The sequence below is a fragment of the Sphingomonas molluscorum genome, assembly GCF_039522995.1.
Taxonomy (GTDB): Bacteria; Pseudomonadota; Alphaproteobacteria; order Sphingomonadales; family Sphingomonadaceae; genus Sphingomonas; species Sphingomonas molluscorum.
This window is the reverse complement of sequence record NZ_BAAAEL010000015.1, coordinates 392,642-418,342: the sequence shown is the minus strand read 5'-3', so window position 1 is coordinate 418,342 and position 25,701 is coordinate 392,642. Positions and strand designations below refer to the sequence as shown.

At 67.9% G+C, this 25,701-nt stretch carries 23 protein-coding genes and 2 riboswitches; of the genes, 4 read left to right on the top strand and 19 right to left on the bottom strand.

The window, feature by feature from the left end:
• Nucleotides 1–1,386: an L-serine ammonia-lyase gene (locus ABDZ92_RS16195; RefSeq protein ID WP_125960137.1), complete on the bottom strand. Its 1,386-nt coding sequence runs from the start codon at nucleotides 1,384–1,386 to the stop codon at nucleotides 1–3.
• Between the two features lie 100 nt (nucleotides 1,387–1,486).
• Nucleotides 1,487–1,577: riboswitch (glycine riboswitch) on the bottom strand.
• Between the two features lie 44 nt (nucleotides 1,578–1,621).
• Complete coding sequence (gene cobU, locus ABDZ92_RS16190) at nucleotides 1,622–2,146, bottom strand: bifunctional adenosylcobinamide kinase/adenosylcobinamide-phosphate guanylyltransferase (RefSeq protein WP_125959985.1); 525 nt, start codon at nucleotides 2,144–2,146, stop codon at nucleotides 1,622–1,624.
• A gap of 68 nt (nucleotides 2,147–2,214) precedes the next feature.
• Between cobU and ABDZ92_RS16185 the strand changes: the two genes are divergently transcribed.
• Genes ABDZ92_RS16185 through ABDZ92_RS16175 form a run of 3 tightly spaced genes read left to right on the top strand, consistent with a single transcriptional unit; the run spans nucleotide 2,215 to nucleotide 5,583 of the window.
• Nucleotides 2,215–3,201, top strand: a complete 987-nt coding sequence (locus ABDZ92_RS16185) for an aminotransferase class I/II-fold pyridoxal phosphate-dependent enzyme (protein WP_343763883.1) — start codon at nucleotides 2,215–2,217, stop codon at nucleotides 3,199–3,201.
• A complete protein-coding gene (gene cbiB / locus ABDZ92_RS16180) occupies nucleotides 3,155–4,132 on the top strand; it encodes an adenosylcobinamide-phosphate synthase CbiB (protein WP_125960138.1) in 978 nt (325 codons plus the stop codon). The genes ABDZ92_RS16185 and cbiB overlap by 47 nt, the downstream gene beginning before the upstream one ends.
• Entirely contained in the window at nucleotides 4,120–5,583 is a 1,464-nt protein-coding gene (locus ABDZ92_RS16175; RefSeq protein ID WP_125959986.1) for a cobyric acid synthase, read from the top strand. The genes cbiB and ABDZ92_RS16175 overlap by 13 nt, the downstream gene beginning before the upstream one ends.
• Here the strand turns inward: ABDZ92_RS16175 and cobS are convergent.
• The 14 genes from cobS to cyoA form a co-directional block, all read right to left on the bottom strand.
• On the bottom strand, nucleotides 5,560–6,276 hold the full coding sequence (gene cobS, locus ABDZ92_RS16170; protein WP_125959987.1) for an adenosylcobinamide-GDP ribazoletransferase: 717 nt from the start codon (nucleotides 6,274–6,276) through the stop codon (nucleotides 5,560–5,562). The two genes, ABDZ92_RS16175 and cobS, sit on opposite strands and share 24 nt — an antisense overlap.
• Nucleotides 6,273–6,842 (bottom strand): histidine phosphatase family protein, encoded by a 570-nt coding sequence (locus ABDZ92_RS16165; RefSeq protein WP_241211779.1) that lies wholly within the window; start codon nucleotides 6,840–6,842, stop codon nucleotides 6,273–6,275. Before ABDZ92_RS16165 ends, cobS begins: the two co-directional genes overlap by 4 nt.
• Entirely contained in the window at nucleotides 6,839–7,855 is a 1,017-nt protein-coding gene (gene cobT, locus ABDZ92_RS16160; RefSeq protein ID WP_125959988.1) for a nicotinate-nucleotide--dimethylbenzimidazole phosphoribosyltransferase, read from the bottom strand. The genes ABDZ92_RS16165 and cobT overlap by 4 nt, the downstream gene beginning before the upstream one ends.
• Complete coding sequence (locus ABDZ92_RS16155; RefSeq protein ID WP_125960141.1) at nucleotides 7,852–8,259, bottom strand: DUF1636 domain-containing protein; 408 nt, start codon at nucleotides 8,257–8,259, stop codon at nucleotides 7,852–7,854. The genes cobT and ABDZ92_RS16155 overlap by 4 nt, the downstream gene beginning before the upstream one ends.
• Entirely contained in the window at nucleotides 8,259–8,804 is a 546-nt protein-coding gene (locus ABDZ92_RS16150; protein WP_125959989.1) for a hypothetical protein, read from the bottom strand. Before ABDZ92_RS16150 ends, ABDZ92_RS16155 begins: the two co-directional genes overlap by 1 nt.
• Before the next feature lie 12 nt (nucleotides 8,805–8,816).
• Nucleotides 8,817–10,757, bottom strand: coding sequence for a TonB-dependent receptor plug domain-containing protein (locus tag ABDZ92_RS16145; RefSeq protein WP_125959990.1), 1,941 nt, complete (start codon nucleotides 10,755–10,757; stop codon nucleotides 8,817–8,819).
• Nucleotides 10,758–10,886: 129 nt separating this feature from the next.
• Nucleotides 10,887–11,071, bottom strand: a riboswitch (cobalamin riboswitch).
• 55 nt (nucleotides 11,072–11,126) lie between these two features.
• Nucleotides 11,127–11,732 (bottom strand): cob(I)yrinic acid a,c-diamide adenosyltransferase, encoded by a 606-nt coding sequence (gene cobO / locus ABDZ92_RS16140; protein WP_125959991.1) that lies wholly within the window; start codon nucleotides 11,730–11,732, stop codon nucleotides 11,127–11,129.
• A gap of 67 nt (nucleotides 11,733–11,799) precedes the next feature.
• Nucleotides 11,800–12,330 carry a response regulator transcription factor gene (locus tag ABDZ92_RS16135; RefSeq protein WP_125959992.1) on the bottom strand — a complete coding sequence of 177 codons (531 nt, stop codon included), beginning with the start codon at nucleotides 12,328–12,330 and terminating at the stop codon, nucleotides 11,800–11,802.
• Nucleotides 12,327–13,604 (bottom strand): ATP-binding protein, encoded by a 1,278-nt coding sequence (locus tag ABDZ92_RS16130; protein ID WP_125959993.1) that lies wholly within the window; start codon nucleotides 13,602–13,604, stop codon nucleotides 12,327–12,329. The genes ABDZ92_RS16135 and ABDZ92_RS16130 overlap by 4 nt, the downstream gene beginning before the upstream one ends.
• Nucleotides 13,594–14,307, bottom strand: a complete 714-nt coding sequence (locus tag ABDZ92_RS16125) for an SURF1 family protein (RefSeq protein WP_125959994.1) — start codon at nucleotides 14,305–14,307, stop codon at nucleotides 13,594–13,596. The genes ABDZ92_RS16130 and ABDZ92_RS16125 overlap by 11 nt, the downstream gene beginning before the upstream one ends.
• Nucleotides 14,304–14,672 (bottom strand): cytochrome o ubiquinol oxidase subunit IV, encoded by a 369-nt coding sequence (gene cyoD, locus ABDZ92_RS16120; RefSeq protein ID WP_125959995.1) that lies wholly within the window; start codon nucleotides 14,670–14,672, stop codon nucleotides 14,304–14,306. The genes ABDZ92_RS16125 and cyoD overlap by 4 nt, the downstream gene beginning before the upstream one ends.
• Entirely contained in the window at nucleotides 14,669–15,298 is a 630-nt protein-coding gene (gene cyoC, locus ABDZ92_RS16115) for a cytochrome o ubiquinol oxidase subunit III (RefSeq protein WP_125959996.1), read from the bottom strand. Before cyoC ends, cyoD begins: the two co-directional genes overlap by 4 nt.
• 2 nt (nucleotides 15,299–15,300) lie before the next feature.
• Nucleotides 15,301–17,304: a cytochrome o ubiquinol oxidase subunit I gene (gene cyoB / locus ABDZ92_RS16110; protein WP_125959997.1), complete on the bottom strand. Its 2,004-nt coding sequence runs from the start codon at nucleotides 17,302–17,304 to the stop codon at nucleotides 15,301–15,303.
• A gap of 10 nt (nucleotides 17,305–17,314) precedes the next feature.
• Nucleotides 17,315–18,439, bottom strand: coding sequence for a ubiquinol oxidase subunit II (gene cyoA, locus ABDZ92_RS16105; protein WP_204991369.1), 1,125 nt, complete (start codon nucleotides 18,437–18,439; stop codon nucleotides 17,315–17,317).
• 111 nt (nucleotides 18,440–18,550) lie between these two features.
• Here cyoA and ABDZ92_RS16100 point away from each other — a divergent pair, with 111 nt between their 5' ends.
• Nucleotides 18,551–19,879 (top strand): MFS transporter, encoded by a 1,329-nt coding sequence (locus ABDZ92_RS16100; protein WP_125959998.1) that lies wholly within the window; start codon nucleotides 18,551–18,553, stop codon nucleotides 19,877–19,879.
• A 75-nt stretch (nucleotides 19,880–19,954) separates the two neighbouring features.
• Here the strand turns inward: ABDZ92_RS16100 and ABDZ92_RS16095 are convergent, their stop codons facing one another.
• The 3 genes from ABDZ92_RS16095 to ABDZ92_RS16085 all read right to left on the bottom strand — a co-directional run bounded on the left by ABDZ92_RS16095 (nucleotide 19,955) and on the right by ABDZ92_RS16085 (nucleotide 25,701).
• The gene (locus ABDZ92_RS16095) at nucleotides 19,955–20,935 is read right to left on the bottom strand and encodes an aldo/keto reductase (RefSeq protein WP_125959999.1); all 981 of its coding nucleotides are present in this window, start codon (nucleotides 20,933–20,935) and stop codon (nucleotides 19,955–19,957) included.
• Nucleotides 20,936–21,029: 94 nt separating this feature from the next.
• Nucleotides 21,030–22,478: an efflux transporter outer membrane subunit gene (locus ABDZ92_RS16090; protein ID WP_125960000.1), complete on the bottom strand. Its 1,449-nt coding sequence runs from the start codon at nucleotides 22,476–22,478 to the stop codon at nucleotides 21,030–21,032.
• On the bottom strand, nucleotides 22,471–25,701 hold the full coding sequence (locus ABDZ92_RS16085; RefSeq protein ID WP_272695319.1) for a multidrug efflux RND transporter permease subunit: 3,231 nt from the start codon (nucleotides 25,699–25,701) through the stop codon (nucleotides 22,471–22,473). The genes ABDZ92_RS16090 and ABDZ92_RS16085 overlap by 8 nt, the downstream gene beginning before the upstream one ends.

Genomic DNA, 25,701 nt, shown 5'->3' with positions numbered 1-25,701 from the left:
TCAGCAGGCGACGACGTTCACCGCCAAGCCGCCAAGGCTCGTTTCCTTGTACTCGGATCGCATGTGGTCGCCCGTCTGCCGCATCGTCTCGATCACCGCATCCAGCGGCACGATGTGGCTGCCGTCGCCGTGCAGCGCCAGGTAAGCGGCGTTGACCGCCTTCACCGCACCCATGGTGTTACGCTCGATACAGGGCACCTGCACCAGGCCCCCAATGGGGTCGCAGGTCAGGCCTAGGTTGTGCTCCATGCCGATCTCTGCGGCATTCTCGATCTGCTGGTTCGTGCCACCAAGCACCGCCGCAAGTCCCGCTGCCGCCATCGAGCAGGCGACGCCGACCTCACCCTGGCACCCCATCTCGGCCGCCGAGATCGAAGCGCGCTTCTTGTACAGGAAACCGATGGCGGCCGCGGTCGCGAGCAGCACCCGCGAGCCCTCCGGCGTCGCTCCTTCCACGAACCGCTCGTAATATTGGAGCACTGCCGGGATTACGCCCGCGGCCCCGTTCGTGGGCGCGGTAACCACCCGTCCGCCGGCCGCATTCTCCTCGTTGACGGCGAGCGCCCACAGGCTGATCCATTCCATCACCGAAGCCGGCGCCGCTCGATCGCTGCGCGCGGCCAGCGTCGTGTGCAGCGCCTTGGCACGACGGCGGACGTTCAGCCCCCCCGGCAGCACGCCGTCGGTCGCACAGCCCCGGTCGATGGAGGCGAGCATCGCCGCCCGCACCGCGTCCAGAAAGGCATCGGTTTCCTCGCGGCTGCGCCAGGCGCACTCGTTGCGACGGACGATCTCACCGATCGAAAGGCCGGTCGCCTCGCCCAGTTCGAGCAACTCGGCACCAGAGGCAAATGGATGCGCGACCGCGGCATTGGCGATGTGCAATCCGGCGCCCGCCTCCACCACCACGCCGCCGCCGATGGAGAAATAGGTCTGCGTGCGTTCGCCCCCGTCCGCATCCCAGGCGGTGAAGCGCACCGCATTGGGATGCCCGGGCAAGAACTCGTGCGAGAAGACGATGTCGTCCGCGCCGAACGCGATCGGCACCCGCCCACCAAGCTGCAGCTGGCCGCGTTCGCGCACCGCCCGCAGGATTTCCGGTACGGCGTCGGGGTTCACGGTATCGGGCAGATGGCCGGCAAGCCCGAGCACGACGGCGCTGTCGGTCGCGTGCCCACGTCCCGTCAGCGACAGCGAACCGAAGAGCTCGCAGCGGACGCGAACCGGCAGCAGCGCCTCCAGCGCCGCCTCAGCAAAGCCATGGGCCGCGCGCATCGGCCCCACGGTGTGCGAGCTCGACGGGCCGATGCCGATCGTGAACAATTCGGTGACGCTGATCGCGCGGCGCGCGTCGGCGCGGCTGTTCTGGGAAGGATCGTCCGGCATGATGAACTCCCCGCCTTCCGGCGGTTGCATGCCCCCTCTGTCCTTCCTGCCTGAGAATGCTATCCCGTCGGCGGACGCCAGCGCGCCTCTCTCCAGATGTTGATGACGACCGGTCCTTCTGCCTGAAAGTTTCCGGGGCGGTTGCTCCTTCGGCGCCGGGCTGGTGCCCGATCTCTCCCATGTCGTCGCCCCCGTGCTGCCGCTTGCGCCCGGCAGGTGTCAAGCCGGATCGGGGTCACTTCACGACGATGGGGAGGCCCGCCACGGTCATGTGCACCCGGTCGACCGCCGCGGCGACGCGCTGGTTGATGGTGCCGGCAAGATCCCGAAACGTCCTGGCGAGCGCGTTGTCGGGCACAATGCCGAGCCCGACCTCGTTGGCCACGAGCAGCACCCGCCCCCGCGCGCGCTCCAGTGCCGCCAGCAACTGCGCCAGCCGCTCCTCGGCATCCTCCTCGCCGAGCAGCAAGTTGGAAGCCCACAGCGTCAGGCAGTCGACCAGCACCACAGCGTCCTCGCGATCCGCGGCCGCGACCGCGCCGGCCAAGTCGACCGACGCCTCGACGGTCGTCCAGCGGTCATCGCGATCGGCCTGATGCCGGCGAATGCGATCGGTCATCTCGTCGTCGAACGCCTGGGCAGTCGCGACGAAGACCAGCCGACCACCCGATGCCTCTGCCAGGCTTTGTGCGTAGCGGCTCTTGCCCGAACGGGCGCCGCCCAGCACCAGCATCGTGCGTCCCGATCGTTCGATGCTCATCCTTGCCCCTTGCCTGTTGCGCCGCCAATGCGGATGGAGGCTGCCGCACCCCAAGTCGAGGCTCCGCATTGCGCGCACTGATGTTCCACGGCGGCTCCCTCGAAGAGGCGACGCACTGCTTTCCCGATGCGCCGCAGCCATGGCTCGATCTCTCCACCGGGATCAACCCCGTTGCATGGAGCCCGACGATCGCGCCCGACATCGACCTCGATCGGCTACCCTCGGAGCGATCGCGCGCGGCACTGGAGGCGGCCGCCGCCGCCGCGTTTGGCGCGCAGCATCTGGCGATCACCGCTTTGCCGGGCACCGAATTGGGGCTGCGGCTGCTCGGCGGCCTCGGGTTGCCGTCCCCGCACCGCCACGGTGCGCCCGGCTACCGAACTCACGCGGATGCCCTCGCGTGCAGCGGCACGGTCCGGATCGATGAGCTTGGGGCGGTCGGCGACGGCACCTTGCTGCTCGCGAACCCGAACAACCCGGACGGCCGCGTGGTCGCGCCCGAACAGATGCTGGACCTGGCCCGTCGCATTGCTCGCGCAGGTGGCGTGCTGGTGATCGACGAGGCCTTTGCCGACGCGACTCCAGAGGTAAGCGTGCTCCCGCATCTGACGCCAAACGATCGGGTGCTCGTCTTCCGGTCGTTCGGGAAGTTCTTCGGCTTGGCCGGCGTCCGCCTGGGCTTCGCCTGTGGCGCGGCAGATCTGGTGGCGGCGTTGCGCGATCGGCTGGGAAGCTGGCCGGTCTCCGCCCACGCGATCGCGCTCGGCACTGCCGCCTATGCCGATGCCGACTGGATCGCGGATGCCCGCAAGCAGTTGTCAGAGCGCTGCGGGACTCTGGATGCGGTGCTGCGCCGTCATGATCTCGAGCCGCAGGGCGCAGGTCCGCTATTCCGTCTGATCGAGGACGCAGGGGCGCAGGCGCTCTTCACCAGTCTGGCGCACCGGGGCATCCTGACCCGGCCGTTCGACTATGCGCCCGAGTGGCTGCGCATCGGCCTTCCAGCGGATGCGGCGGCGCTGGCGCGGCTCGACCGGGCGCTCTCCCATCGCTGAGCCGATCGCCCTGCTCGCGCTTGCGATCGATGCCGCAGTCGGGTGGCCCGAGCGGCTCTATGCCCGCGTCGGCCACCCCGTCGGCGGCTTCGCGCGCCTGATCGGTGCGTGCGAGGCGCGCTGGAACGTTCCGGACCGGCCGGAGTGGAGCCGCCGCGCCGCCGGGGTTCTCACGGTCATGCTCCTGATCGTCGCCGCAGCGGGTGGCGCCTGGCTCCTCGAACGAATGGCCCGCAACCTGCTGGGTCCGTATGGCTGGATCGGCGTGGCGCTGTTGGCGGCACCCGGCCTGGCGCAGCGGAGCCTGGACGATCACGTCCGGCCCGTCGCAGCGGCCCTGCTGGCCGGCGACCTGCCCGGGGCGCGTGCTGCAGTCTCCCGCATCGTCGGCAGGGACACTGCCGCGCTCGATGAAGCCGGCGTCGCGCGCGCCGGCATCGAAAGCCTTGCAGAGAGCTTCTGCGACGGCATCGCCGCGCCGCTCTTCTGGCTTCTGCTGCTGGGACTGCCGGGGCTCTGGGCGTACAAGGCGCTCAACACTGCGGACAGCCTGATCGGCCATCGAGAGCCGCGCTGGCGTGCCTTCGGCTGGGCATCGGCGCGGATTGACGACTTGGCCAATATTCTGCCGGCACGATTGGGTGGTGCCCTCCTCTGCCTTGCTGGCGCCGGCGGATGGCGGACGATGCTGCGCGACGCCCGCCGTCATGCGTCCCCCAATGCCGGTTGGACGGAAGCGGCGATGGCCGGCGCCCTTCGCGTCCGGCTGGCCGGCCCGGTCGCCTATGACGGCGTGACGGCGGACAAGCCGTGGATCGGTGGCGAATATCCGGACCCGACATCAACCGACCTTCTTCGAGCGCTCCGCGTCTATCGTCGCGCCTGTCTCTTCCTCTGGGTAATTGCGGGAGCCGTCGCATGGGTGCGTTGATGCTGCAGGGGACCGGCTCTGACGTCGGCAAGTCGGTGCTGGTCGCGGGCCTCTGCCGGGCGCTCGCCAATCGCGGCCTGCGCGTGCGCCCCTTCAAGCCGCAGAACATGTCGAACAACGCCGCAGTCACGGCGGAAGGCGGCGAGATCGGCCGTGCCCAGGCGACCCAGGCCCTGGCTGCGCGGGTGCGACCCAGCGTCGACATGAACCCGGTGCTGCTGAAACCCCAGGGGGACCGTACCTCGCAACTGGTAGTGCGGGGGCAGGTGCGCGGCATTCTTCGGGCTGCGCAGTGGCGCCAGGGTCGCGAAGGCCTGCTGGACGAGGTGCTGGCGAGCTACCGGCGCTTGCAGGCCGAGGCGGACATCGTCGTGATCGAGGGCGCCGGCTCGCCTGCCGAAATCAACCTGCGCGCCGGCGACATCGCCAACATGGGCTTCGCACGCGCAGCCGGGGTGCCGGTGGTGCTGGTCGGCGACATCGACCGGGGCGGCGTCATCGCGTCGCTGGTCGGCACGCGCGCGGTGATCGACCCCGAGGATGCCGCCATGATCCACGGCTTTCTGGTCAACAAGTTTCGGGGCGACCCGGCGCTGTTCTCCGATGGCTATCATGCGATCGCAGAACGGACGGGATGGCGCGGCTTCGGCGTGGTGCCGTGGCTCACGGATGCCGCCAGGCTGCCGAGCGAGGATGCGGTCGTGCTCCAGCAATCCCAGGCACCGAGAGCGGATCGCGTGCTGGTTGCATGCCCGATCACCGCCCACATCGCCAACTTCGACGATCTCGATCCGCTCCGGCTCGAACCCGACGTGGAACTGGTGATGGTCCCGCCCGGCACGCCGATCCCGGCAGAGGCGGCGCTGATCGTCCTTCCCGGCTCCAAGGCGACGATCGCCGACCTCCGCTTCGTCCGCGCACAAGGGTGGGACATCGACATACGGGCGCATCATCGGCGCGGGCGCCCGGTGCTGGGCCTGTGTGGCGGCTACCAGATGCTCGGACGCAGCATCGCCGATCCAGAGGGGTTCGAGGGGCCTGCGGAGAGGGTCGAAGGGCTCGGGCTACTGGCGGTGGACACGGTGCTCGGCGGCGACAAGGCGCTGGCAGAGGTCCGCGGTACCGCCCATGGCGCAGCGTTCGAGGGCTATGAAATCCATCTGGGCAGGACCACGGGCCCCGACACGGCACACGCCGCGGTGCGCTTCGAAGACGGCCGGACGGACGGCGCGGTGAGTGCGGATGGGCTGGTGACCGGAAGCTATGTGCATGGTCTGCTGGGGCTGGCCGCGCAACGGCGCGCGTGGCTCGCGCGGATCGGCGTGGCAGGCAGCGGCCCGGACCACAGCGCTTCCGTCGACCGCGCGCTCGACGGTATCGCGGCGGAGCTGGAGCAGCATGTCGACATCGACGCGCTGATCGCGCTGTCAGCGCTGGCCGATCACGACTAGCGTCACCAGCAGCCCGGTCTCCATCAGCTCGATCCCCGCTCCATGCGCGTCTCCGGTGACACCGCCCAGGCGGCAACGGAACCAGGCCGCAGCAGCCGCGATCAGCAGCGGCGCGACGATCAGGGAAGGCACTGCGACGCATGCGGCCGCCAACACGGCCGCCCAGCCCCACAGGTCCCGCGCGCGGACCGCCGAGGCCACGGTTGCGCCCAGCCCAGCCGGCTTGAGCGGCCGGACCCAGCGGGCCCAGGCGAGCGGGCCCATGCGGGCGGCAAACGGCACCAGCACGACCGGAGTCCATCCGACGCCCGCCGCGCCATGAAGCAGCACCAGCTTGGCCAGCAGTTGCAACACGATCGCTGCCACGCCGAAGCTGCCGACATGAGGGTCGGCCATGACCGAGATCAGGCGACTACGATCGCCGTGCGCGGCACCGACTCCGTCAGCAACATCGGCAAGGCCGTCGAGATGCAGCGCGCCCGTCACCCCGACCCAGCAGGCGAGCGCCGCAAGCGCGCCGACCCATGGGTCGGCGAGGCTCCCGAGCGATCCCGCACCGGCAACGAGCGCCCCCACCACCAGCCCTACGAGCGGGTAGCAGCGAATCGCGGACGCAAACGCCTCAGGATCGGCGGCCCCCGACGGAACCGGCAGGCGGGTGAGGAAGCCGAGGGCGAGCAGCAGCCCCTTCATGGGCGCAGTGCCAGGATCTGCGCCGCGGGTGCCTCGCCGCGCCAGAGGCGTAGCGAGAGCACACAGGCATAAGGCAGATCAAAGGCCCAACTCTGACGCCGGTCGAAGCCGCAGGTCGCTACCAGAGCCGCCCGCATGGCGCCCGCGTGAGTAACGATCAGGCTGCCGTCCTCGACCTCTTCCAGGGCTCGGGCGACGCGCGCGAGGAGCGTCGACCAGCGCTCGCCACCGGGAGGCGGCGCGCCATCCGGATCGTCCCAGAACTCGCGGAGAGCCGCAGCGTCCACCTCTTCCGGGCTCCGTCCGTCCCAATGTCCGAAATCGAGTTCCCGCCAACGGCCATCAAGGCGCAGCGGTACCTGGTGATCCGTGGCGATCGCCCTGGCGCAGTCCGACGAGCGGCGCAGATCGGACGCGACCACCTGTCGGATGGCCAACCCGGTCGCAGCCGAACGGCATGCCCGCACCCCGTCGGGGAGTACTGCACAATCCGTGCTGCCGAGAAGCCGGCCGGCAAGCGCCGGCTCGCCGTGGCGCATCAGGTGAAGATCGATCGGCGCCGTCACGCCTCGGAAACGCCTGCCTCGGCAAAGCTCGCCATCTGGTCGTGGGTCGCGATCGCGGCGCGCACCACGCCTGCTGCCACCGCAGCACCGCTCCCCTCCCCCAATCGCATCCCCAAGGACAGGATCGGGGTAAGCCCAAGTCGATCGAGCAGCCGCGCGTGACCGGGCTCGGCCGAGCAATGACCGGCGAGGCAATGCCCGACGATGTCCGGGTTGGTCGCCGCAAGCGGAGCCACGCCGGAACAGCAGATGAAGCCGTCGAGCAGCACGGGAACGCCTGCCTGCCGTGCCGCGAGCACCGCTCCGGCGATGGCGGCGATCTCCCGCCCGCCCAAGCGCCGAAGAATGTCAAAGGCACCCGAGGCCGCCTTCGTGTGACGGGTCAGGGCGGCGTCGACTGCCGCGACCTTGGCTTCGAATGCACTACCGTGGACGCCGGTACCCGGCCCCACCCAATCCCGCGCGCCGCCGCCGAAGCTCGCTGCCGCCAATGCGGCCGCCGCCGTCGAGTTGCCGATGCCCATCTCGCCCAGCACGAGCAGGTCGAGATCCGGCTCGACCACCGCGGCGCCCAGATTGAGCGCCGCGAGGCACTCCTCGGCGGACATGGCCGGCGCTTCGACGAAGTCCTTCGTCGGGCGGCCGAGCTCGATCGGGACGACGACTAGTTCCAGCCCGGCGGCACGGGCCAAGGAATTGATGGCGGCGCCTCCGGCTTCGAAGTTGGCGACCATCTGCGCCGTAACTTCGGACGGAAAGGCACTTACGCCCCGCGTCGCGACGCCATGGTTGCCCGCGAAGATCGCCACCCGCCCCCGGTCGATCCGGGGACGCTCGCGTGCCTGCCACCCGGCGACAAACAGCGCGATCTCCTCCAGCCTGCCCAGGGAACCGGGTGGCTTGGTGAGGACGTCTTGACGGGCGGCAGCAGCATCGCGCGCTGCCGCATCGATGCTCCGAAGGCTTCCTAACGCCGCTTCGAACGCTGCGGCCGAAGCGAAGAAGCCGCTCATGCCACCACGAAGCCGGCAGGTGGCATGCGCGTCAGGAAGTGCCCCTTCACACCTTCCGGCCAGTCGCGATAGGGCACCTGTCCCGCATCGCTGTCGGCATACAGGACCGCATAGTCCAGGATCGCACGTGCCGCACCCTCGTCCGGCGTGAAGCGCCCGAGGACGTAGCCGACCTTCTCCGGCGCGCGCAGATGCAGGGTGCAGGAGTCCCCGCAGGCGAACAGGCAGGGCATCTCCTCGACTGCCACGGCCCCATAGGCAGGATCGCTCGCCTGCACGGCCCGCAGTGCCTCGACCAGGCGGGCACCGCTTCGCTTGCCGCTGTCGCCGGCCTGGTCCTCACCGGGCACGCGGCAGGTGTTGCAGGCGACGATCGCCGGCCCGGTGGCCGCTGGCTTCAGGATCATGCGAGCGCACGCTCCGTCTGCACGGGCGGCACGCCGAGGCTGATGAGCAGACGGTGGAGAACCAGCAAGCCTGCGAGCACGGCCGCGTTGCGCGCGAGCTGGCGCAGCAGCACGTCGGGAGCGAAAGCCGCGGTCCCGCCATCCAGCACTACGGTGCCGAGAAGGATCATCACCTTGAAGGCGACGAAGGACGCGACGAAGCTCAGGCCGAGCCGGGTGAGGAGCCCAGCCCCCGATCGCGCGGCAGTCCAGTGGGCTGCGATGGCGCCCGCGACGGCCGCGAGCCCCATCACTCCACCCCAGCCGAGGCTGTTGGCGGCCAGAGGGTAATCAAGCCAGCAGAAGCCGACGAGCTGGCTCGCCGCCCATGCGAGCAGCGCGAGCGACACCCCGTCCTTTGCCCGCATGTGCACCGCAGCCAGGGCGGCAAGCGCCGGGAATGGCGTCGCGCACTTGAACACCAGGGTGGTCGCGACGCTCGCCACGGTAAGCAGCAGGATCCAGAGTGCCGATGCGGCTTGGGAAGAACGGGGTGTCGTCATCGATCATTTCCCTCAGAAGCGGCCGCGCAGACCTGCATAGACGCTGCGGCCGAGCGTGCCGTACCGGTAGACGGTGGCATAGTCCTCGTCGAACAGGTTCTCCACCCGCGCGAACAGCCGGACCTTCGGGCTCAGCGGGACCTCGCCCCGGACATCGACCAGCGTATAGTCGTCCAGTCGCGTCGTATTGGCCGCATTGTCGTAGCTCTTGCCGGCCCAGCGCAGCGCCGCGCCCAGGGACGCGCCACTCGGCAGGCTGTAGGTCGCGGACGCGTTGGCCGTGTGGCGGGGACGCCGCGGCAACCAGTTGCCATAGGCGCTGCCGGTCGAGCGGTTCTCGGCCTCGGTCCAGCTATAGTTGGCGTCGGCGGTCACTCGCGAACCCAGGCGGGCAGCGACGGTGGCTTCCACTCCGCGGGCGAACGCGCGGGCGATGTTGTCGTAATAGCCCCAGCGCGCGATGTCGGTCCCGGGGATGACGCAGAGCGGGTCCGGCGTGGCACCGCAGCCGATGTATTCGACCAGGTCGCGGGTCCGGCGCTCGAAATAGGTCGCCGAAAGCGTCACCGCCCGGTCGAGCAGGCGCTGCTCGACCCCTGCCTCCCAGCTCCGCGCGCGCTCGGGGTTGAGGGCCTGGTTCCCGTATTCGGAGAACAGCTGGTAGAGCGTCGGCGCCTTGAAGCCTTCCGAGTAGCTGGCGCGAACCACGGTGCCCCACGGCAGTGCCCAGGCACCGCCGCCGGCGAACAGCGTCTTGCTGCCGTAGCGGTTGTGGTCGTCCTGCCGCAGCCCCGCAGTCAGGGTGAGGCCGTCGATCACCATGCCGTTGACCTGCCCAAAGACGCCGGTGAGTTCGGCCTTGCCGCGCGCCGGCTCCGGCACCGGGTCCGACAAGGCGCCGGAAGGCGAAACGGAGCGGAAGCGCGACTTCTCGTTCTCGATTCCGAACACGGCATTCCATCCGGTCGCGATCGCAAGGCTGCCCTGATACTCGAGGCGCTCGTTCCGGCCTGCCGCGTCGAAGGTCTTGGGCCGCTCGCGCGCCGGATCATAGTTGTCGCGGTTGGTGTCGGTATAGCCGTAGCCGAAGCGGTTGCGCAGACGGCCCCCCAGAAGGTCGACGTTCAGGCCCGCATATCCCACGAACTCGCGGTTGCGCGAATACTCCAGGCTGTCGCCGGCGAACCCGTCGATCTCCACGCGTCCATTGGCATAATAGCCCCGCACCTCGGCGCTGACGCCGGTCGCCAGCTCGAGCCGGGCGCGGCCCTGCGCGCTTTGGTTCGTATAGCCGTCCGCCTCGCGGCCACCGAAGTCCGGCGCTACTGCCGAGACACCATCGGTGGTGAACGTCTGCCCACCCAAGCGCCATGCGAGCGGGCCGGTCTGCCCGCCCACCGCGGCGCGGGCGCTCACGGTGTCGCGTGACCCCGCCTCGACGTCGAAGCTCCCTTCCAGATCGCTCTGCGGCAGCGGCGTCACGACGTTGACGACGCCGCCGATCGCCTGGCTGCCCCAGAGGATCGACTGGACGCCGCGCAGCACCTCGATGCGGGAGGCATCCCCCACCAGCAGGTTCGCGAAGTTGTAGCCGCCGCCCGTCGAGGACGGATCGTTCAGCTTGACGCCGTCGATCACCACCACCGTCTGGTCGGCCTCGGCACCGCGGATGCGGACCGACGTGGCGGTACCATAGCCGCCGTTGCTCGACAGGCTGACGCCCGGGGTGCGGAGCAGCAGCCCTGCCACGCTCAGGTCCTGGGCCCGGTCGATCGCTTCCTTGTCGAGCACCGTGATGGATGCGGCGACCCGATCGGCAGCGACGGGCGTGCGGGTGGCAGTGACAACGACCTCGTCGGAAGCCGGGGCAGTCGCAGCGTCGGGCGCCGGCGCCTCCTGTGCAAAAGCGGGAAGCGAAAACAGCAGCGGCAACGGCGCAAGAACTCGGATCATGAAACCCCCTTCAACATGCAACGCCCGCTGCTTGCCGGGAGAGGGCGCACGCCCTCGCCCCCGCAAGCATGCAGGCTGACGATGTCGTCGCTCGGGTTTCCCCGTCCGTTCGGCGCACCCTGACCGATCGAAGGACGACTGCGTCAGGCAGGTCTCCTGGCTCGCGGGTCTCAGCTGGTCCTCGCCGCCTTCTCAGGATCACTCCCAATGGCGTATGGCGCGGTGGCTCGCCGCGTACAGTTGCAGGGGCAGCCGGGGTTTTCCCGTTCCCTTTTCATCCCCGTCTCCGGGGAACCTGTCGCATGCCGCCCGGTAGCCGCGCCGCCGGGCGGGGTCAATCGCGCTGCGTTGCCGGGATCGCTTGCCCGATCAGAATTCGATCCCGGCTTGCGCCTTCACCCCGTCCCGGAACGGATGCTTGACCTGCGTCATCTCGGTGACGAGGTCGGCCACGTCGATCAGCGCCTGCGGCGCGTTGCGCCCGGTGACGACGAAATGCTGCCGAGGCCCCCGTGCCGCAGCCGCCGCCAGCACCTCTTCCACTGGCAGATAGTCATAGCGCAGGACGATGTTGAGCTCGTCCGCGATCACCATGTCGTAGGTCGGATCCTCCAGCATCCGCTTCACCTCTTCCCAGGCGGTGCGGGTCACGGCGACGTCGCGAGCACGGTCCTGGGTGTCCCAGGTGAAGCCCTCCCCCATCGGTCGAAACTCGATGTGATCCGAAAGCGCGTCGAACACCGCCTTCTCGCCGGTATCCATCGCCCCTTTCACGAACTGGATCACGCCCACCTTCATGCCGTGGCCAATCGCCCGCACCGCCATGCCGAGCGCCGCGGTAGTCTTCCCCTTGCCCGGCCCCGTGTGGACGATCAGCAGCCCCTTCTCGATCGTCTTGGTCGCCATCATCGCCTGGCGCGCAAGCTGTACCTTGCGCATCCTGGCATTGTGGCGCGCGTCCTTGTCCTGCTCCAACCCACTCTCCTGACAGCAACTTGCGCCCGCCGTCGCGCCGCGCACCGCGGTCGTCAAGGCGGCCGGATTAGGAAAGGTGGCGCTTCTCCAGCTTCCGAGCGAGGGTACGCCGATGCATGCCGAGCCGCCGCGCGGCCTCCGACACGTTGAAGTCGCTCGCGGCCAGCGTCTGGTGGATATGCTCCCACTCCAGCGTCTTGATCGTCGTCGGGGTGGCGGAGACCTCGACCTGAGCGTCGCCGCCGGGCCGGTCGAACGCCGCCTCGATCTCGTCGGTGTGCGAGGGCTTCGTCAGATAGTTGGTAGCGCCCAGCTTGATCGCCTCCACCGCCGTGGCGATGCTCGCAAAGCCCGTCAGCACCACGATGCGCATCTCCGGGTCCGCGGCATGAAGCTGCTCGACACAGGCAAGGCCCGATGCCCCGCCGAGCCGCAGATCCACGACCGCGAACTCCGGCGCGAAGCGATCGACGATGCCGGCCAGATCCTCAAGATCCGCCGTCACCTCCACCTGGTAGCCACGCCGCTCGAACGACCGGGCGAGCGTACGCGCGAAGACGGCGTCGTCCTCGACGATCAGGAGCCTGCGGTCGGTCATTCCGTCTCCTCCAGCGCGAGCGACGCGATCGGCAGCGCCAACACCACCTCGGCGCCGCCGCCGGCCCGGTTCTGGGCCTCCAGCGTGCCGCCCAGCGTCCGCAGCACGTTGGTCGCCAGGAACAGCCCTAGGCCGCCCGCTTCCTTGCTGCTGCGATACGGCTGCCCGACAGTCCCCAACATATCCTCCCGAAAGCCGCGTCCGTCGTCCCGAACCGCCAGCACCAATATGGGGCCGTCCATCACCGCCGCCAGCGTGATCGACCCGGCGCCGGCCTCGGTCGCATTGTCGAAAAGGTTGGTGAGCGCCTGCGCCAGCGCCCGATCGGCGACGATCGGGCGGTCCGGCCCCAGATGGCTCTCGAACCGGAGAGGAACCGGACCCTTGCCGCGCCAGTCTTCGACGACGCCTTCCAGGAAGCGATGCAGACTGGTGCGCACCGGCGCCTCGCCGGTGACTTCGCCCGCGGCGAACAGGACGCCGCCCAGGATCTTCTTGCAGCGGGCGATCTCGTCCCGCATCTCGTCCACCTCGGCGGCGAGCCGCGGACTGCCGGCGATGGCGGGCTCCTGCCGCCAGTCGCCCAGCGCCACGGAAAGCGACGCGAGTGGGGTCCCCAGCTCGTGCGCAGCCCCGCTCGCAAGCAGTCCCATGCGGACGATGTGGTCCTCTTCCGCCGCTCGCTGGCGAATCGCCGCCAGATGCGCGTCCCGATCACGGACGTTGCGGGCCATGCGGGTCACGAACGCTACGAGAAGGATCGAGGTGAGCGTGAAATTGAACCAGTTGGCGGCCATGAACCCCGGGGACAGGTCGCTCGCCAATGCCGCCGGCAGCGGCAGCGGCCGATGCACCACCGCGAGCGCTGCAAACGCCACGCTGGTCATCGCGACCAGCGCCCAGCTCGACCAGGCGGACAGCAGCACCGCGCCGATGACGACCTGCAATAGGTAGAGGGTCACGAACGGGTTGGTGGCCCCGCCCGACAGGTAGAGCTGGACCGTCAGCGCACCGACATCGACCAGCAGTACGCCGAACATCTGGAGGTTGGTGGTCGCCCTGCCCCGGCGGAACAGGGCGAATAGGTTGAGGCCGAGGAGCACCCCCAGCGTCGCCAGCATCGGCGTCAGCGGGAGCGTGATACCAAGACCGAAGTGTACGGCCAGGATCGCGGTCAGCTGCCCCCCGATCGCGATCCAGCGGAGCTGTACCAGCAGCCGCTGGTTCCGGCTTCCGGCCTCCCCGTCGGCGCGAAAGGCGATGCTACGCGTCATGTGGCGGCGCCTCGTGGACCTCCCTTCCCCAGCGGCGGGCGACCGCGACCATCACCAGCAGACCGACGGCCAGCCCAAACCAGGTGAAGGCGTACCCAAGGTGATTGTTCCGGAAGCGGACGACCGTCAGGCCGCCGCGCGGCCATCCGGAGCGTGGTTCGACGGCATCGATGAAATAGGGAGCGACATTCTCAAGCCCCCGCTTGCTGGCGATCGCTGCAACGTCGCGCGAGTACCAGCGATCCTGCGCGGGATCGTTGCTGCGCAGGAAACCACCGCCGGGCTCCGTCACCCGCAACAGCCCCTCCACGGAAACTTCTCCTTCGGGAGCCGCCACCTTGCCGCGCAGCTCCGGCGGCACGAAGCCCCGGTTGACTAGGAGCGTGAACTTGCCCGTGTCGAGCGGCGTCAACACCCAATATCCGGGACCGAGCTGCGTGCTAGCCTGTACGAAACTGTCCGCACCGGCCCGGTACCGGCCGCTTGCGACGACGCGGGTATAGACGTCCCCGTCATCGATGCCGCCCCAGGCCCTCGGCCCCGGAGCCGCGACAGGTGGAGCGCGCAGTCGCTGCTCCACCTGTGCGATCAACGCCAGCTTCCAGCTGCGGCGTTCCAGCTGCCAGATCCCCAGCGCCACCAGCGCTGCGAAGACCAGGGCAATCAGCGTGCCCAGCGTGAGCCGGGCGACACGCTGCTTCACATCGCTTCCATGGCCTCGGACGCCATCTCGGGCATCATGTTGAGGTTCATGTGGTACATGACCCAGAGCGATCCGGCGACCACGATGACGACGATGATGATCGTGAAGATCAGCGCCATCAGCGTCCAGCCGCTTTCCGACTTGGTGTTCATGTGCAGGAAGTAGATCATGTGAACGACGATCTGCACCATCGCCATCGCCGTCACGATGCCCGCGGTCACCCGCGGATCCGAAAAGGCGTTGGTCATGACGAGCGCGAACGGGATCGCCGTCAGCACGACCGACAGGAGAAAGCCGATCACATAGTCGCGGCGCGAGCCATGTGCTTCGCCGCTGGCGTGATGGGCCACGGGTTCCGCGCTCATCGCAGCACTCCCAACAGATAGACAAAGGTGAAGACGCCGATCCAGACGACGTCGAGGAAGTGCCAGAACAGCGACAGGCACTGGAGGCGACGCTGGTTGGCGGCGATCAGGCCACCGCGGCTCACCTGCACCATCAGCACCACCAGCCAGATGATGCCGAAGGTGACGTGCAGGCCGTGCGTGCCGACAAGCGTGAAGAAGCCCGACAGGAACGCGCTGCGCCACGGCCCCGCACCCTCATGGATCAGGTGCGAGAACTCGTAGAGCTCGATGCCCAGGAACGCGAGGCCGAATAGGCCGGTCGCGGCCAGCCAGCCAAGGGTCGCGCCCTTGTTCTGCTCGCCGGCTGCGATCATCGCGAAGCCATAGGTGATCGACGACAGCAGCAGCATCGCGGTGTTCACCGCGACCAGCTTCAGGTCGAACAGCTCGTGCGGTCCGGGACCGCCCGCCAGGCTGCCGCTGTAGACGCCGTAGCAGGCGAACAGCATCGCGAAGATGAGGCAGTCGCTCATCAGGTACATCCAGAAGCCCAGCATGGTGCTGGACCCGGCGTCGTGATGATGCTCGTCGAGCTCGTAGAACATGGGCGCCTCGGCGCCGGGCGGAATCGTGGCCTCGGCCATCGTTATGCTGCTCCTGCCGCGGCGAGCTGACGCCCGTAGGCTTCCTCGGTGGCGGTTACTTCGGCGGCCGGGATGTAGAAGTCCCGGTCATAGTTGAAGCTGTGGATGATCGTCGCTGCGATCACGCCCAGCAGGCCCAGGGCTGCCAGCCACCACATGTACCAGATCAGGCCGAAGGCACAGATCGCCGAGAACGCGGCGATGATGAGGCCGGCACCCGTGTTCTTGGGCATGTGGATGTCGCGGTAGCCACCGGTCGGACGAACGGCCTGACGGTTCTTCATGTCGTACCAGGCGTCCAGGTCGTGGACGATCGGCGTGAACGCGAAGTTGTAGGCCGGCGGCGGGGACGAGGTCGCCCACTCCAGCGTGCGGCCACCCCACGGATCGCCCGTCAGGTCGCGCAGCTGGTCGCGGCGCAGGATGCTCACCCCGAACTGGATCAGCATGGCGAGAATTCCCACCGCGATCAGCGCGGCACCCAGCCCTGCGATGATGAACCAGATCTGGAGCGACGGATCATCGAACACGCGCAGGCGACGGGTAACGCCCATGAGGCCCAGGATGTAGATCGGCGCAAACGCGACCCAGAACCCGACGACCCAGCACCAGAAGCTGACCTTCCCCCAGAACGGGTCGAGGCGGAAGCCCATGGCCTTCGGCCACCAGTAGTTCACGCCCGCGAACAGGCCGAACAGCACGCCGCCGATGATCACGTTGTGGAAGTGCGCGACCAGGAACAGCGAGTTGTGGAGGACGAAGTCCGCCGGCGGCACTGCGAGGATGACGCCGGTCATGCCGCCGATCACGAAGGTCAGCATGAACGCGACCGTCCACATCATCGGCAGTTCGAAGCGCACGCGCCCCTTGTACATGGTGAACAGCCAGTTGAAGATCTTCGCTCCCGTCGGGATCGAAATGATCATCGTCGTGATGCCGAAGAAGGAGTTCACGCTCGCGCCCGAGCCCATCGTGAAGAAGTGATGGAGCCAGACGAGGTACGACAGGATGGTGATGACGAGGGTCGCGTAGACCATCGACGTATAGCCGAACAGGCGCTTGCTCGAGAAGGTGGAGGTCACCTCCGAGAAGATGCCGAACGCCGGCAGGATCAGGATGTACACCTCCGGGTGACCCCAGATCCAGATCATGTTCACGTACATCATCGGGTTACCGCCCAGCGTGTTCGTGAAGAAGTTGGTTCCGGCGTAGCGGTCGAGCGACAGCAGCGCGAGCACCGCGGTCAGCACCGGGAAGGCGGCGACGATCAGCACGTTGGTCGCCAGCGACGTCCAGACGAACACCGGCATCTTCATCATGGTCATGCCCGGCGCGCGCATCTTGACGATGGTCGCGATCAGGTTGACGCCCGATAGCAAGGTACCGACACCCGCCACCTGCAAGGCCCAGATGTAGTAGTCGACACCGACGTCCGGCGAGTAGTCGAGGCCCGAGAGCGGCGCCATCGCCAGCCAGCCGGTGCGGGCGAACTCGCCCACGAACAGGCTGACCATCACCAGCGCCGCACCGAACGCCGTCATCCAGAAGCTGAAGTTGTTCAGGAACGGGAACGACACGTCGCGGGCGCCGATCTGCAACGGCACCACCAGGTTCATGAGGCCCGTGACGAACGGCATCGCCACGAAGAAGATCATGATCACGCCATGGGCGGTGAAGACCTGGTCGAAGTGGTGCGCGGGCAGATAGCCCTCGCTGCCGCCGAAGGCCATGGCCTGCTGCAGACGCATCATCACCGCGTCGGCGAAGCCGCGCAGGAACATGATCAGCGCCAGGATGATGTACATGATCCCGATGCGCTTGTGGTCGACCGTGGTGAACCACTCCTTCCAGAGATAGCCCCAAAGCCGGAAATAGGTGAGTGCCGCGACCACCGCGACGCCGCCCAGCATGACCGCCCCGAAGGTGACCAGCAGGATCGGCTCGTGGATCGGGAAGCTTTCGAGCGTCAGTCGCCCGAAGATTGTCTTGAGAATGCTGTCTGACATGGTTCGGCCTTTATGCGCGGTCGGCCGCGCTCGCACCCGGCACGCGGGGGCGGAGGAGCTGGGTCATATTGCGGTTCGCCTCGGATCCGGGATCCTGGGTGCCCTGGGCCGGCCCGGCCGGCTTCGACTGGTGATCGCCGCCGTGCTTTTCCTCGTTGCCCTTGAAGAGCGCGCCTTCCGGCTCGCCCGGCATCGCGTGGCGGTTGTTCACGCCCGGCTGGCCGCCGTGCCCCATGTTGTGGGTATCGCACGGGCGCTTGGGATCCGGGCACATCTGCACGATGCGCTCGAACAGGCCCTTGTCGACGCCGCCGAAGCGCATCACCGGCACCTTTTCGGACGGCTTCTCAAGCTTGAGATAGGTCGCCGCGTCGAGCGTTCCCTTGGCGGCCTTCGCCTCCGAGACCCAGCGCGCGAAGCCCGCGTCATCCACCGAGTGGGTGGTGAAGCGCATGTGGCTGTAGCCGGCGCCGCTGTAATTCGAGGAGATGCCCGGGAACTGGCCGGGACGGTTCAGGACGGCGTGAAGCTTCGTCTCCATGCCCGGCATGGTGTAGATCATGCCCGCCATCGCCGGCACGTAGAAGGCGTTCATCACGCTGGAAGAGGTCAGCCGGAACTGGACCTGGCGGCCGACCGGCACCACCAGCTCGTTCACCGTTGCGATCCCCTGTTCCGGGTAGATGAACAGCCACTTCCAGTCGAGCGACACCACTTCGACTTCCAGCGGCCGCTCGTTCGCCTTCACCGCCTGAGTCGGCGAAAGGCGCCCAAGCGGGCGATACGGATCGAGCAGATGCGTCGAAGTCCAGGTCAAGGCGCCGAGCGCGATGATGATCAGCAGCGGCGCCGACCAGATCACCAGCTCGAGCATGATCGAGTGATCCCAGTCCGGCTTGTACTCGGCATCCTTGTTGCTGGCGCGATAGCGCCAGGCGAACAGGACGGTGAGCACCATCACCGGAACGATGATGAGCAGCATCAGACCGGTCGACCAGAGAATCAGGTCGCCTTGCTGACGCGCCACGTCACCAGAGGGGTTCAGCACCACCAGGTCGCACCCTCCCAGGAGTGCGGCAAGCGGCAAGCTCAGGCCGCATCGCGCGGCGAAGGAAGACGATAGGCGGGACATCATCGGCGCGCCTAGACCTCCGTTCGCACATGCGGAATAGGACAATTTGTCCTATCCCCGATCGGCGCCCCGGAGCCTATCGGGACGCCGAACGTTCGGAGAGTTGAATACGTAATGGCTCAGGCCCATGCCTCGTCCGCGCCCTTGGAGCGCGATGCCCGCGTCGTGAATTCCCGCGGCCATGATGACGTGCACCCGGGGGAGATCGCCGTCGGTGTGATCATCGGGCGCACTTCGGAATTCTTCGACTTTTTTGTCTATGCGATCGCGTCGGTGCTCGTGTTCCCCCGGTTCGTCTTCCCCTATCTGGAAGCGGTCCAGGCGACCCTCGCCTCCTTCGCGCTGTTCGCATTGGCCTTCATCGCGCGCCCGGTCGGCAGCCAGATCTTCATGGCGATCGACCGCCGTTATGGCCGCAGCGTCAAGCTGACGATCGCGCTCTTCCTGCTCGGCACGTCCACCGTGTCGGTGGCCTTCCTGCCCAGCTATGCGCAGGTCGGCGCCGCTTCGGCGGTTCTGCTGGCGATCTTCCGGATCGGCCAGGGACTCGCACTGGGCGGCAGCTGGGACGGCCTGGCGTCGCTGCTCGCGCTCAACGCGCCGCCGCACAAGCGCGGTTGGTATGCCATGGTGCCGCAGCTGGGCGCTCCGATCGGCCTGATCGTGGCGAGCGCGCTGTTCGCCTTCTTCCTCGGCACGCTCGGGGGCGAGGACTTCCTCAGCTGGGGCTGGCGCTATCCGTTCTTCGTTGCGTTCGCGCTTAACGTCGTGGCGCTGTTCGCGCGCCTGCGCATGGTGGCGTCGCCGGAGTATTCCGAGCTGTTCAAGTCCCGCGAACTCACCGCCTCGCCGGTGCCCGCGACGCTCAAGAACCAGTGGCGCAACATCATCATCGGTGCGTTCGCACCGCTGGCGAGCTTTGCGCTGTTCCACATGGTCACCGTATTCCCGCTCTCCTGGGTCGCGGTGTTCACGCAGCAGAGCGTCACCCGCTTTCTGGTGATCGAGATGGTCGGCGCCGTCTTCGGCGTGGTGGCGATCGTGTGCTCGGGCCTGCTTGCGGATCGCATCGGGCGTCGGTCGGTGCTCGGCTACACCGCCGCTGCGATCGCGATCTTCGCCTGTGTCGCACCGATGCTGCTGAATGGCGGCGAGGCGGGCGAGACGGCCTTCATGATCGTCGGCTTCATCCTGCTCGGCCTGTCGTTCGGCCAGTCGTCGGGTGCCGTGACCAGCAACTTCCCGAAGCGCGCGCGCTACACGGGTGCCGCGCTCACCTCGGACCTGGCCTGGCTGTTCGGTGCAGGCTTTGCTCCGTTCGCGGCGCTGTGGCTGGCGGAGACGTTCGGCCTGATTGCCGCCGGCGGCTATCTGCTGTCGGGTGCGGTCGCCACGTTGATCGCGCTGGGCCTCAACCGCGAACTGGCCCGCCGCCTCGACTGAGGCTGCGCTCCGGATCAAAAGAAAGGCGGCGGGGACCCGGTCCTCGCCGCCTTTTTCTTTGTCCGCTCCGGGCGATCAGGAGAACCCGACCACGGCGTGGGGCACATAGGGTGCTTCGAGCCGCTCGATCTCCTCGTCGCTCAGCACGAGATCAAGCGCGGCGATCGCGTCCTCCAGGTGACCGGGCTTGGATGCACCGACGATCGGCGCACTCACCATCGGCTTTGCCAATACCCAAGCAAGCGCGACTTGTGCGGGCGGCACGCCCCTGCCCGCCGCCACCTCTGCCACCGCCTCGATGACCTTGCGATCCGCATCGGCGGTGTGCGCGTAGAGGCTCCTGCCGAACGCGTCGCTCTGCGTTCGCTCCGTCTCTGCGTTCCAGGGCCGCGTCAGCCGCCCGCGCGCAAGCGGGCTCCACGGGATGACGCCGATCCCCTCTGCCTCGCACAGCGGCAGCATCTCGCGCTCTTCCTCGCGATAGAGCAGGTTCACGTAGTTCTGCATGGTCGCGAACCGCGTCCAGCCATTCGCCTCGGCGACATGGAGCATGGTGGCGAACTGCCAAGCGTACATCGAGGAAGCGCCGATGTACCGGGCTTTGCCCCCCTTCACGACGTCGTGCAGCGCCTCCAGCGTCTCTTCGATCGGGGTGTCGGGATCGAACCGATGGATCTGGTACAGATCCACATAGTCGGTGCCGAGCCGGCGGAGCGAGGCGTCGATCTCCTGCAGAATGGCCTTGCGGCTGAGACCGGCGCCATTCGGCCCCGCGTGCATGCGACCGTGTACCTTGGTGGCGATCACCACCTCGTCGCGGCGTGTGAACTCCTTGAGGGCCCGCCCGACGATCTCCTCCGACGTACCATCCGAATAGACATTGGCGGTGTCGAAGAAGTTGATCCCCGCCTCCACTGCCTGACGCAGCAGCGGCCGGCTGCGCTCCTCGTCCAGCGTCCATGGGTGGGTCCCGCGATCGGGAACGCCATAGGTCATGCAGCCGAGGCACAGGCGCGACACGTCCAGGCCAGTGCTGCCGAGCTTCCGATATTCCATGCTGATCTCCTCCAGACGCAAAACGGCCGGCGCGGGAGGCTGATCCCGCACCGGCCGTGATTTGGACCATCGACGGGCCGCAGCCCGCCGCATGTTACTGGGCGGACACCTCACGAAGGCCGCCGCCCAGCGCCACATAGAGCGACACGCCGTTCTGGAGCTCTGCGGCGCGAAGCGCCAGCAGTTGCTGCTCGGCCGCGAACAGGTTGCGCTCCGCGTCCAGCACCTCGAGGTAGATCGAGATGCCGTTCTGGTACCGCAGCCGCGCCGTGCGGGCGAGGCTGCGCTGCGCGGCCACGGCTCGCGTCTGCGCCTCGATCTGCTCGGCGTAGCGCCGACGCGCGACCAGAGCGTCTGCGACTTCGCGGAACGCCTCCTGGACCGTACGCTGATAGGCCGCGACGAGTTCGTCCGCCTGTGCCCGCGTCAGCTGCAGATTGGCCTCGCGGCGTCCCCAGTCGAAGATGGGCAGGTTGAGCGCACCGCCGAAGGACCAGCTCTGCGAGCTTCCGCTGAACAGGCCTCCGAGATCCGGCGAGGCGAAGCCATAGTTGCCGGTCAGCGAGATGTTCGGGAAAAAGGCCGCCCGCGCCGCGCCGATGTCGGCATTCGCCGCACGCAGCTGCAGTTCCGCGCCCAGGATGTCCGGCCGGTTGGCCAGGAGCACAGAAGGCAGTCCGGGGTCGATCGCGCTGAACTGCGCGGACTGGCTGAGCGGACGCGCCTCCGGCAGCGGCCCCGTCAGCGGCCCGCCGATCAACACGGTCAGCAGGTTCTCCGACTGGGCGGTGGTCCGCCGCAACTCGGCGAGTTCCGCTTCCGCCTGGGTCACCAGCAAGGTGGACTGGTCAAAGTCCACCGAGGAGGTGACGCCGCGCTCCATGCGAATGCGCGCAATGCGCAATCCCTCGCGGCGGGCTTCCAGCGTCCGTTCGGCAAGCGCGATGCGCTCCTCGCCCGCGCGGATCGACAGGTAGGTCGCCGCGACCTGGCTCACCAGCGACAGGCGGAACGAACGCTCCGCCTCGATCGTCGCCAGATAGCGCGCCCGTGCCGCTTCGCTGAGGTTGCGCACCCGGCCCCAGAAGTCGAGTTCGAACGAGGTGACCGCCACGCCGACGTTCAACTGGGTGACTTCGATCGCGTCCGGCGACTCCGCAGCCTCGCCGCCGCCGCCCCCCAGCGCATCGCCGAACCCCAGCGAGTTGAGCGGGGTCCGGGTGCGGGTGCCGCTGGCCTGTAGCCCCAACTCCGGCAAGCGCTGCGCGTCGGTGATGCGGTACTGCGCCCGCGCCTGGTCGATGCGCGCGACGGACTGTGCCAGGTCGCGGTTATTGGCCAGTGCCGCAGCGATATAGGACTCCAGCCGCGCATCGCCGAAGAACTCGCGCCAGCCGATCTCGGTCGCGAGGCGGCTTCCCGGGGCAGCTACCGCCTCCGGGAACGTCCCGGACACGGGTGCCACGGGCTGGCGGTACTGGGGTGCGAAATTGCACCCCGCGAGCATGGTGGTCGCCGCAAGGGCGGTGACGAGCTTACGCATTCTGGGGCTCCCCGGCGCGGCCGTCGCGCTCCGCAAGGCGTCGGGCATCCTCCGCCTCCTCGCGCGCATCCATCGCCTCATAGTCGTGGTCGCGGGCAAGCCACTTCTTCGCCGCGATGTAGAACACCGGCGTGAAGAAGATGCCGAGCAGCGTGGCAGTGATCATGCCGCCCATCACGCCCGTACCCACCGCATGGCGGCTTGCCGCACCCGGACCGGTCGCGATCACCAGCGGGACCATGCCCAGGATGAAGGCAAGGCTGGTCATCAGGATCGGTCGCAGGCGCTGGCGTGCGGCCTCTATGGTCGCAGCCTCGGCAGTCTTGTCGCCCTGCTCGTCCTCGATCGCGAACTCGACGATCAGGATCGCGTTCTTTGCGGCCAGGCCGATGATCGTGATCAGGCCGACGTTGAAGTAGACGTCCGCCGAAAGCCCGCGCAGCGAGGTGAAGACCACCGCGCCCAGCACGCCGAACGGCACCACCAGCAGCACCGCCAGCGGGATCGGCCAGCTGTTGTAGAGCGCGGCCAGCAGCAGGAAGACGACCACCATGGAGAGGCCGAGCAGAAGGCCGATCTGGCCGCCCGCCTGCTTCTCTTCATAGGCAGTGCCGGTCCACTCATACGCCTGGCTGCCCTTCAGCACCTCGCCCGCGATCTTCTCCATCTCCTCGAGCGCGGTACCGCTCGACTGACCCGGAGCCGCCTGACCCGAGATCGTCAGCGACGGATAGCCGTTGTAGCGTTCGAGCTGGGTGGGGCCGGACGTCCAGCGCACGGTGGTGAAGGCGGAGAACGGCACCATCGTGCCGGTCGTCGCATTGCGGACGCGCAGGTTTAGCACATCCTCCGGCTTCATCCGCTGCGGAGCGTCCGCCTGCAGATAGACGCGCAGCACGTTGCCGTCGCGGCTGAAGTCGTTGGCATAGGCCGAGCCGAAGCTGATCGCGAGGGTCGCGTTCACGTCCGCGATCGAGAGGCCAAGCGCACGTGCCTGTACCCGATCGATGTCGACGTAGAGCTGCGGCGCCTCACCCTGGCCTTCCGGCCGGACGCCGGCGAGCACCTTGCTCTGCATGGCGCGGCCGAGGATGGCGTCGCGTGCTGCAAGCAGGCCGGCACGATCGGTGCCGCTGCGGTCCTCGATCTTCATCGAGAAGCCCGTGGCGTTGCCGAGCGACTGGATCGGCGGCGGGTTCAGCGGAAACACGGTCGCCGACGCGATGCCCGACACGAAGCCGAACGTCTTGCCGATGATGGTGTCGACGCTGTTCTCCGCGCCCGGACGCTCTTCCCACGGGTGGAGGTCGACGAACGACAACGCCGCCGACTGCCCTTGGCCGAAGAAGTTGAAGCCGACGATCGACACGATGTTCCGGACCTGCGGCTGCTCCTTCAGGAAGGCCTCGGTCGTCTTCACCGCCGCCTCCGTCCGCTGCATCGTGGACCCGGGCGCCGCGTCATAGTTGACCATGAAGTAGCCCTGGTCCTCGTTCGGCAGGAAGCCGCCGGGCAGGCGCATGAACATCAGGACGGTGATGACGAGCACGACCGCGAACACGGCCAGCCAGCGCACCGGACGCGACAGCATCGATCCGACACCACGCCCGTAGCGGTTGGTCGCGCGACCGAACCGGTTGTTGAACCAGTTGAAGAAGCGCTGCGGCATGCCCCGCCAGCCCGGCTTCGGCTCCGGCGGGTGCTCGCCCGGCAGATGCGCCTGATCCCGCTTCAGCAGCTGCCCGCAAAGAGCAGGCGTGAGCGTGAGCGCGAGCACGGCCGAGAAGAAGATCGACACGGCCAGCGTGACGGAGAACTGGCGATAGATGCCGCCGGTCGAACCGGGGAAGAACGCCATCGGGATGAACACCGCGATCAACACCAGCGTGATGCCGATGATGGCGCCGCGGATCTGGCCCATCGCCTTCACGGTTGCGCGGCGGGGGCTGAGCCCCTCCTCCGCCATGATGCGCTCGACGTTCTCCACGACGACGATCGCGTCGTCGACGAGGATGCCGATCGCCACCACCATGCCGAACAGCGACAGCGTGTTGATGGAGAAGCCGAAGAGGTAGAGCCCCAGGCACGCACCCGCGAGCGCGATCGGAACCACGATCGCGGGGATCAGCGTCGCCCGCCAGTTCTGCAGGAACAGGAACATGACGAGGAACACCAGCACCATCGCCTCGACCAGCGTATGGATGACGCTGTCGATCGAGGCGTTGATGAAGGGCGTCGTGTCGAACGGCACCCGCCACGTCATCTCAGGCGGGAAGTTCGCCTCCAGCTCCTGCATGCGGGTGCGCACGGCCTCTGCCGTCGCGACCGCATTGGCGCCGGCCGCGAGCTGCACGCCCATGCCGGCGATCTCGCTGCCGTTCAGCGTCGCCTTGAAGCCATAGCTCTCGGCGCCGAGCTCAATACGCGCCACGTCGCCCAGGCGAATGGTCGCGCCGCTCGGGTCGGAGCGGACGATGATGTTCCGGAACTGCTCCGGGTCGCTGAAGCGGTTCTGCGTGACGATCTTCGCGTTGAACTCGGTCTCGCGCGTGATCGGCTGCTCGCCCAGGCCGCCACCGGCCGTCTGGCTGTTCTGCTCCTGAACCGCCGCCAGCGCCTCGGCCGGCGAGATGCCGTAGCCGGCAAGCTTCTCCGGATCGAGCCAGATGCGCATCGCATATTGCGAGCCGAACAGCTGCACATCGCCCACGCCCTCGACACGGCGCAGTTCGTTGACGACGTTGTTCGCCGCGTAGTTGCCGAGCTCGACGACCGGCATGGTGCCGTTCTTCGACGTCAGCGCGACGACCATCAGGAAGCCCGAGGTATTGTCCGTGATCTGGATGCCCAGCCGCCGCACGTCTTCCGGCAACCGCGGCTCAGCGCGGTTGAGGCGGTCCTGGACCTCGACGCGGGCGGTGTTCAGATCGGTGCCGCTCTGGAAGGTGAGCGTGATCTGCGCCGTGCCGTTCGAGCGGCTCGTCGAGTTCATGTACAGGAACCCGTCGATGCCGTTCATCTCGCGCTCGATGACTGAAGTCACGTTGCGGTCGAGCGTCTCGGCGTCGGCACCGTTATAGGTGAAGGCGAGATTCAGCGCCGGCGGCGCCACCTGCGGATACTGCTCGATCGGAAGGCCGATCAGCCCGATCACGCCGGCCAGGGCGATGAACGCCGCGATGACCCACGCGAAAACGGGCTTGTAGACGAAAAAGCGGTCCAT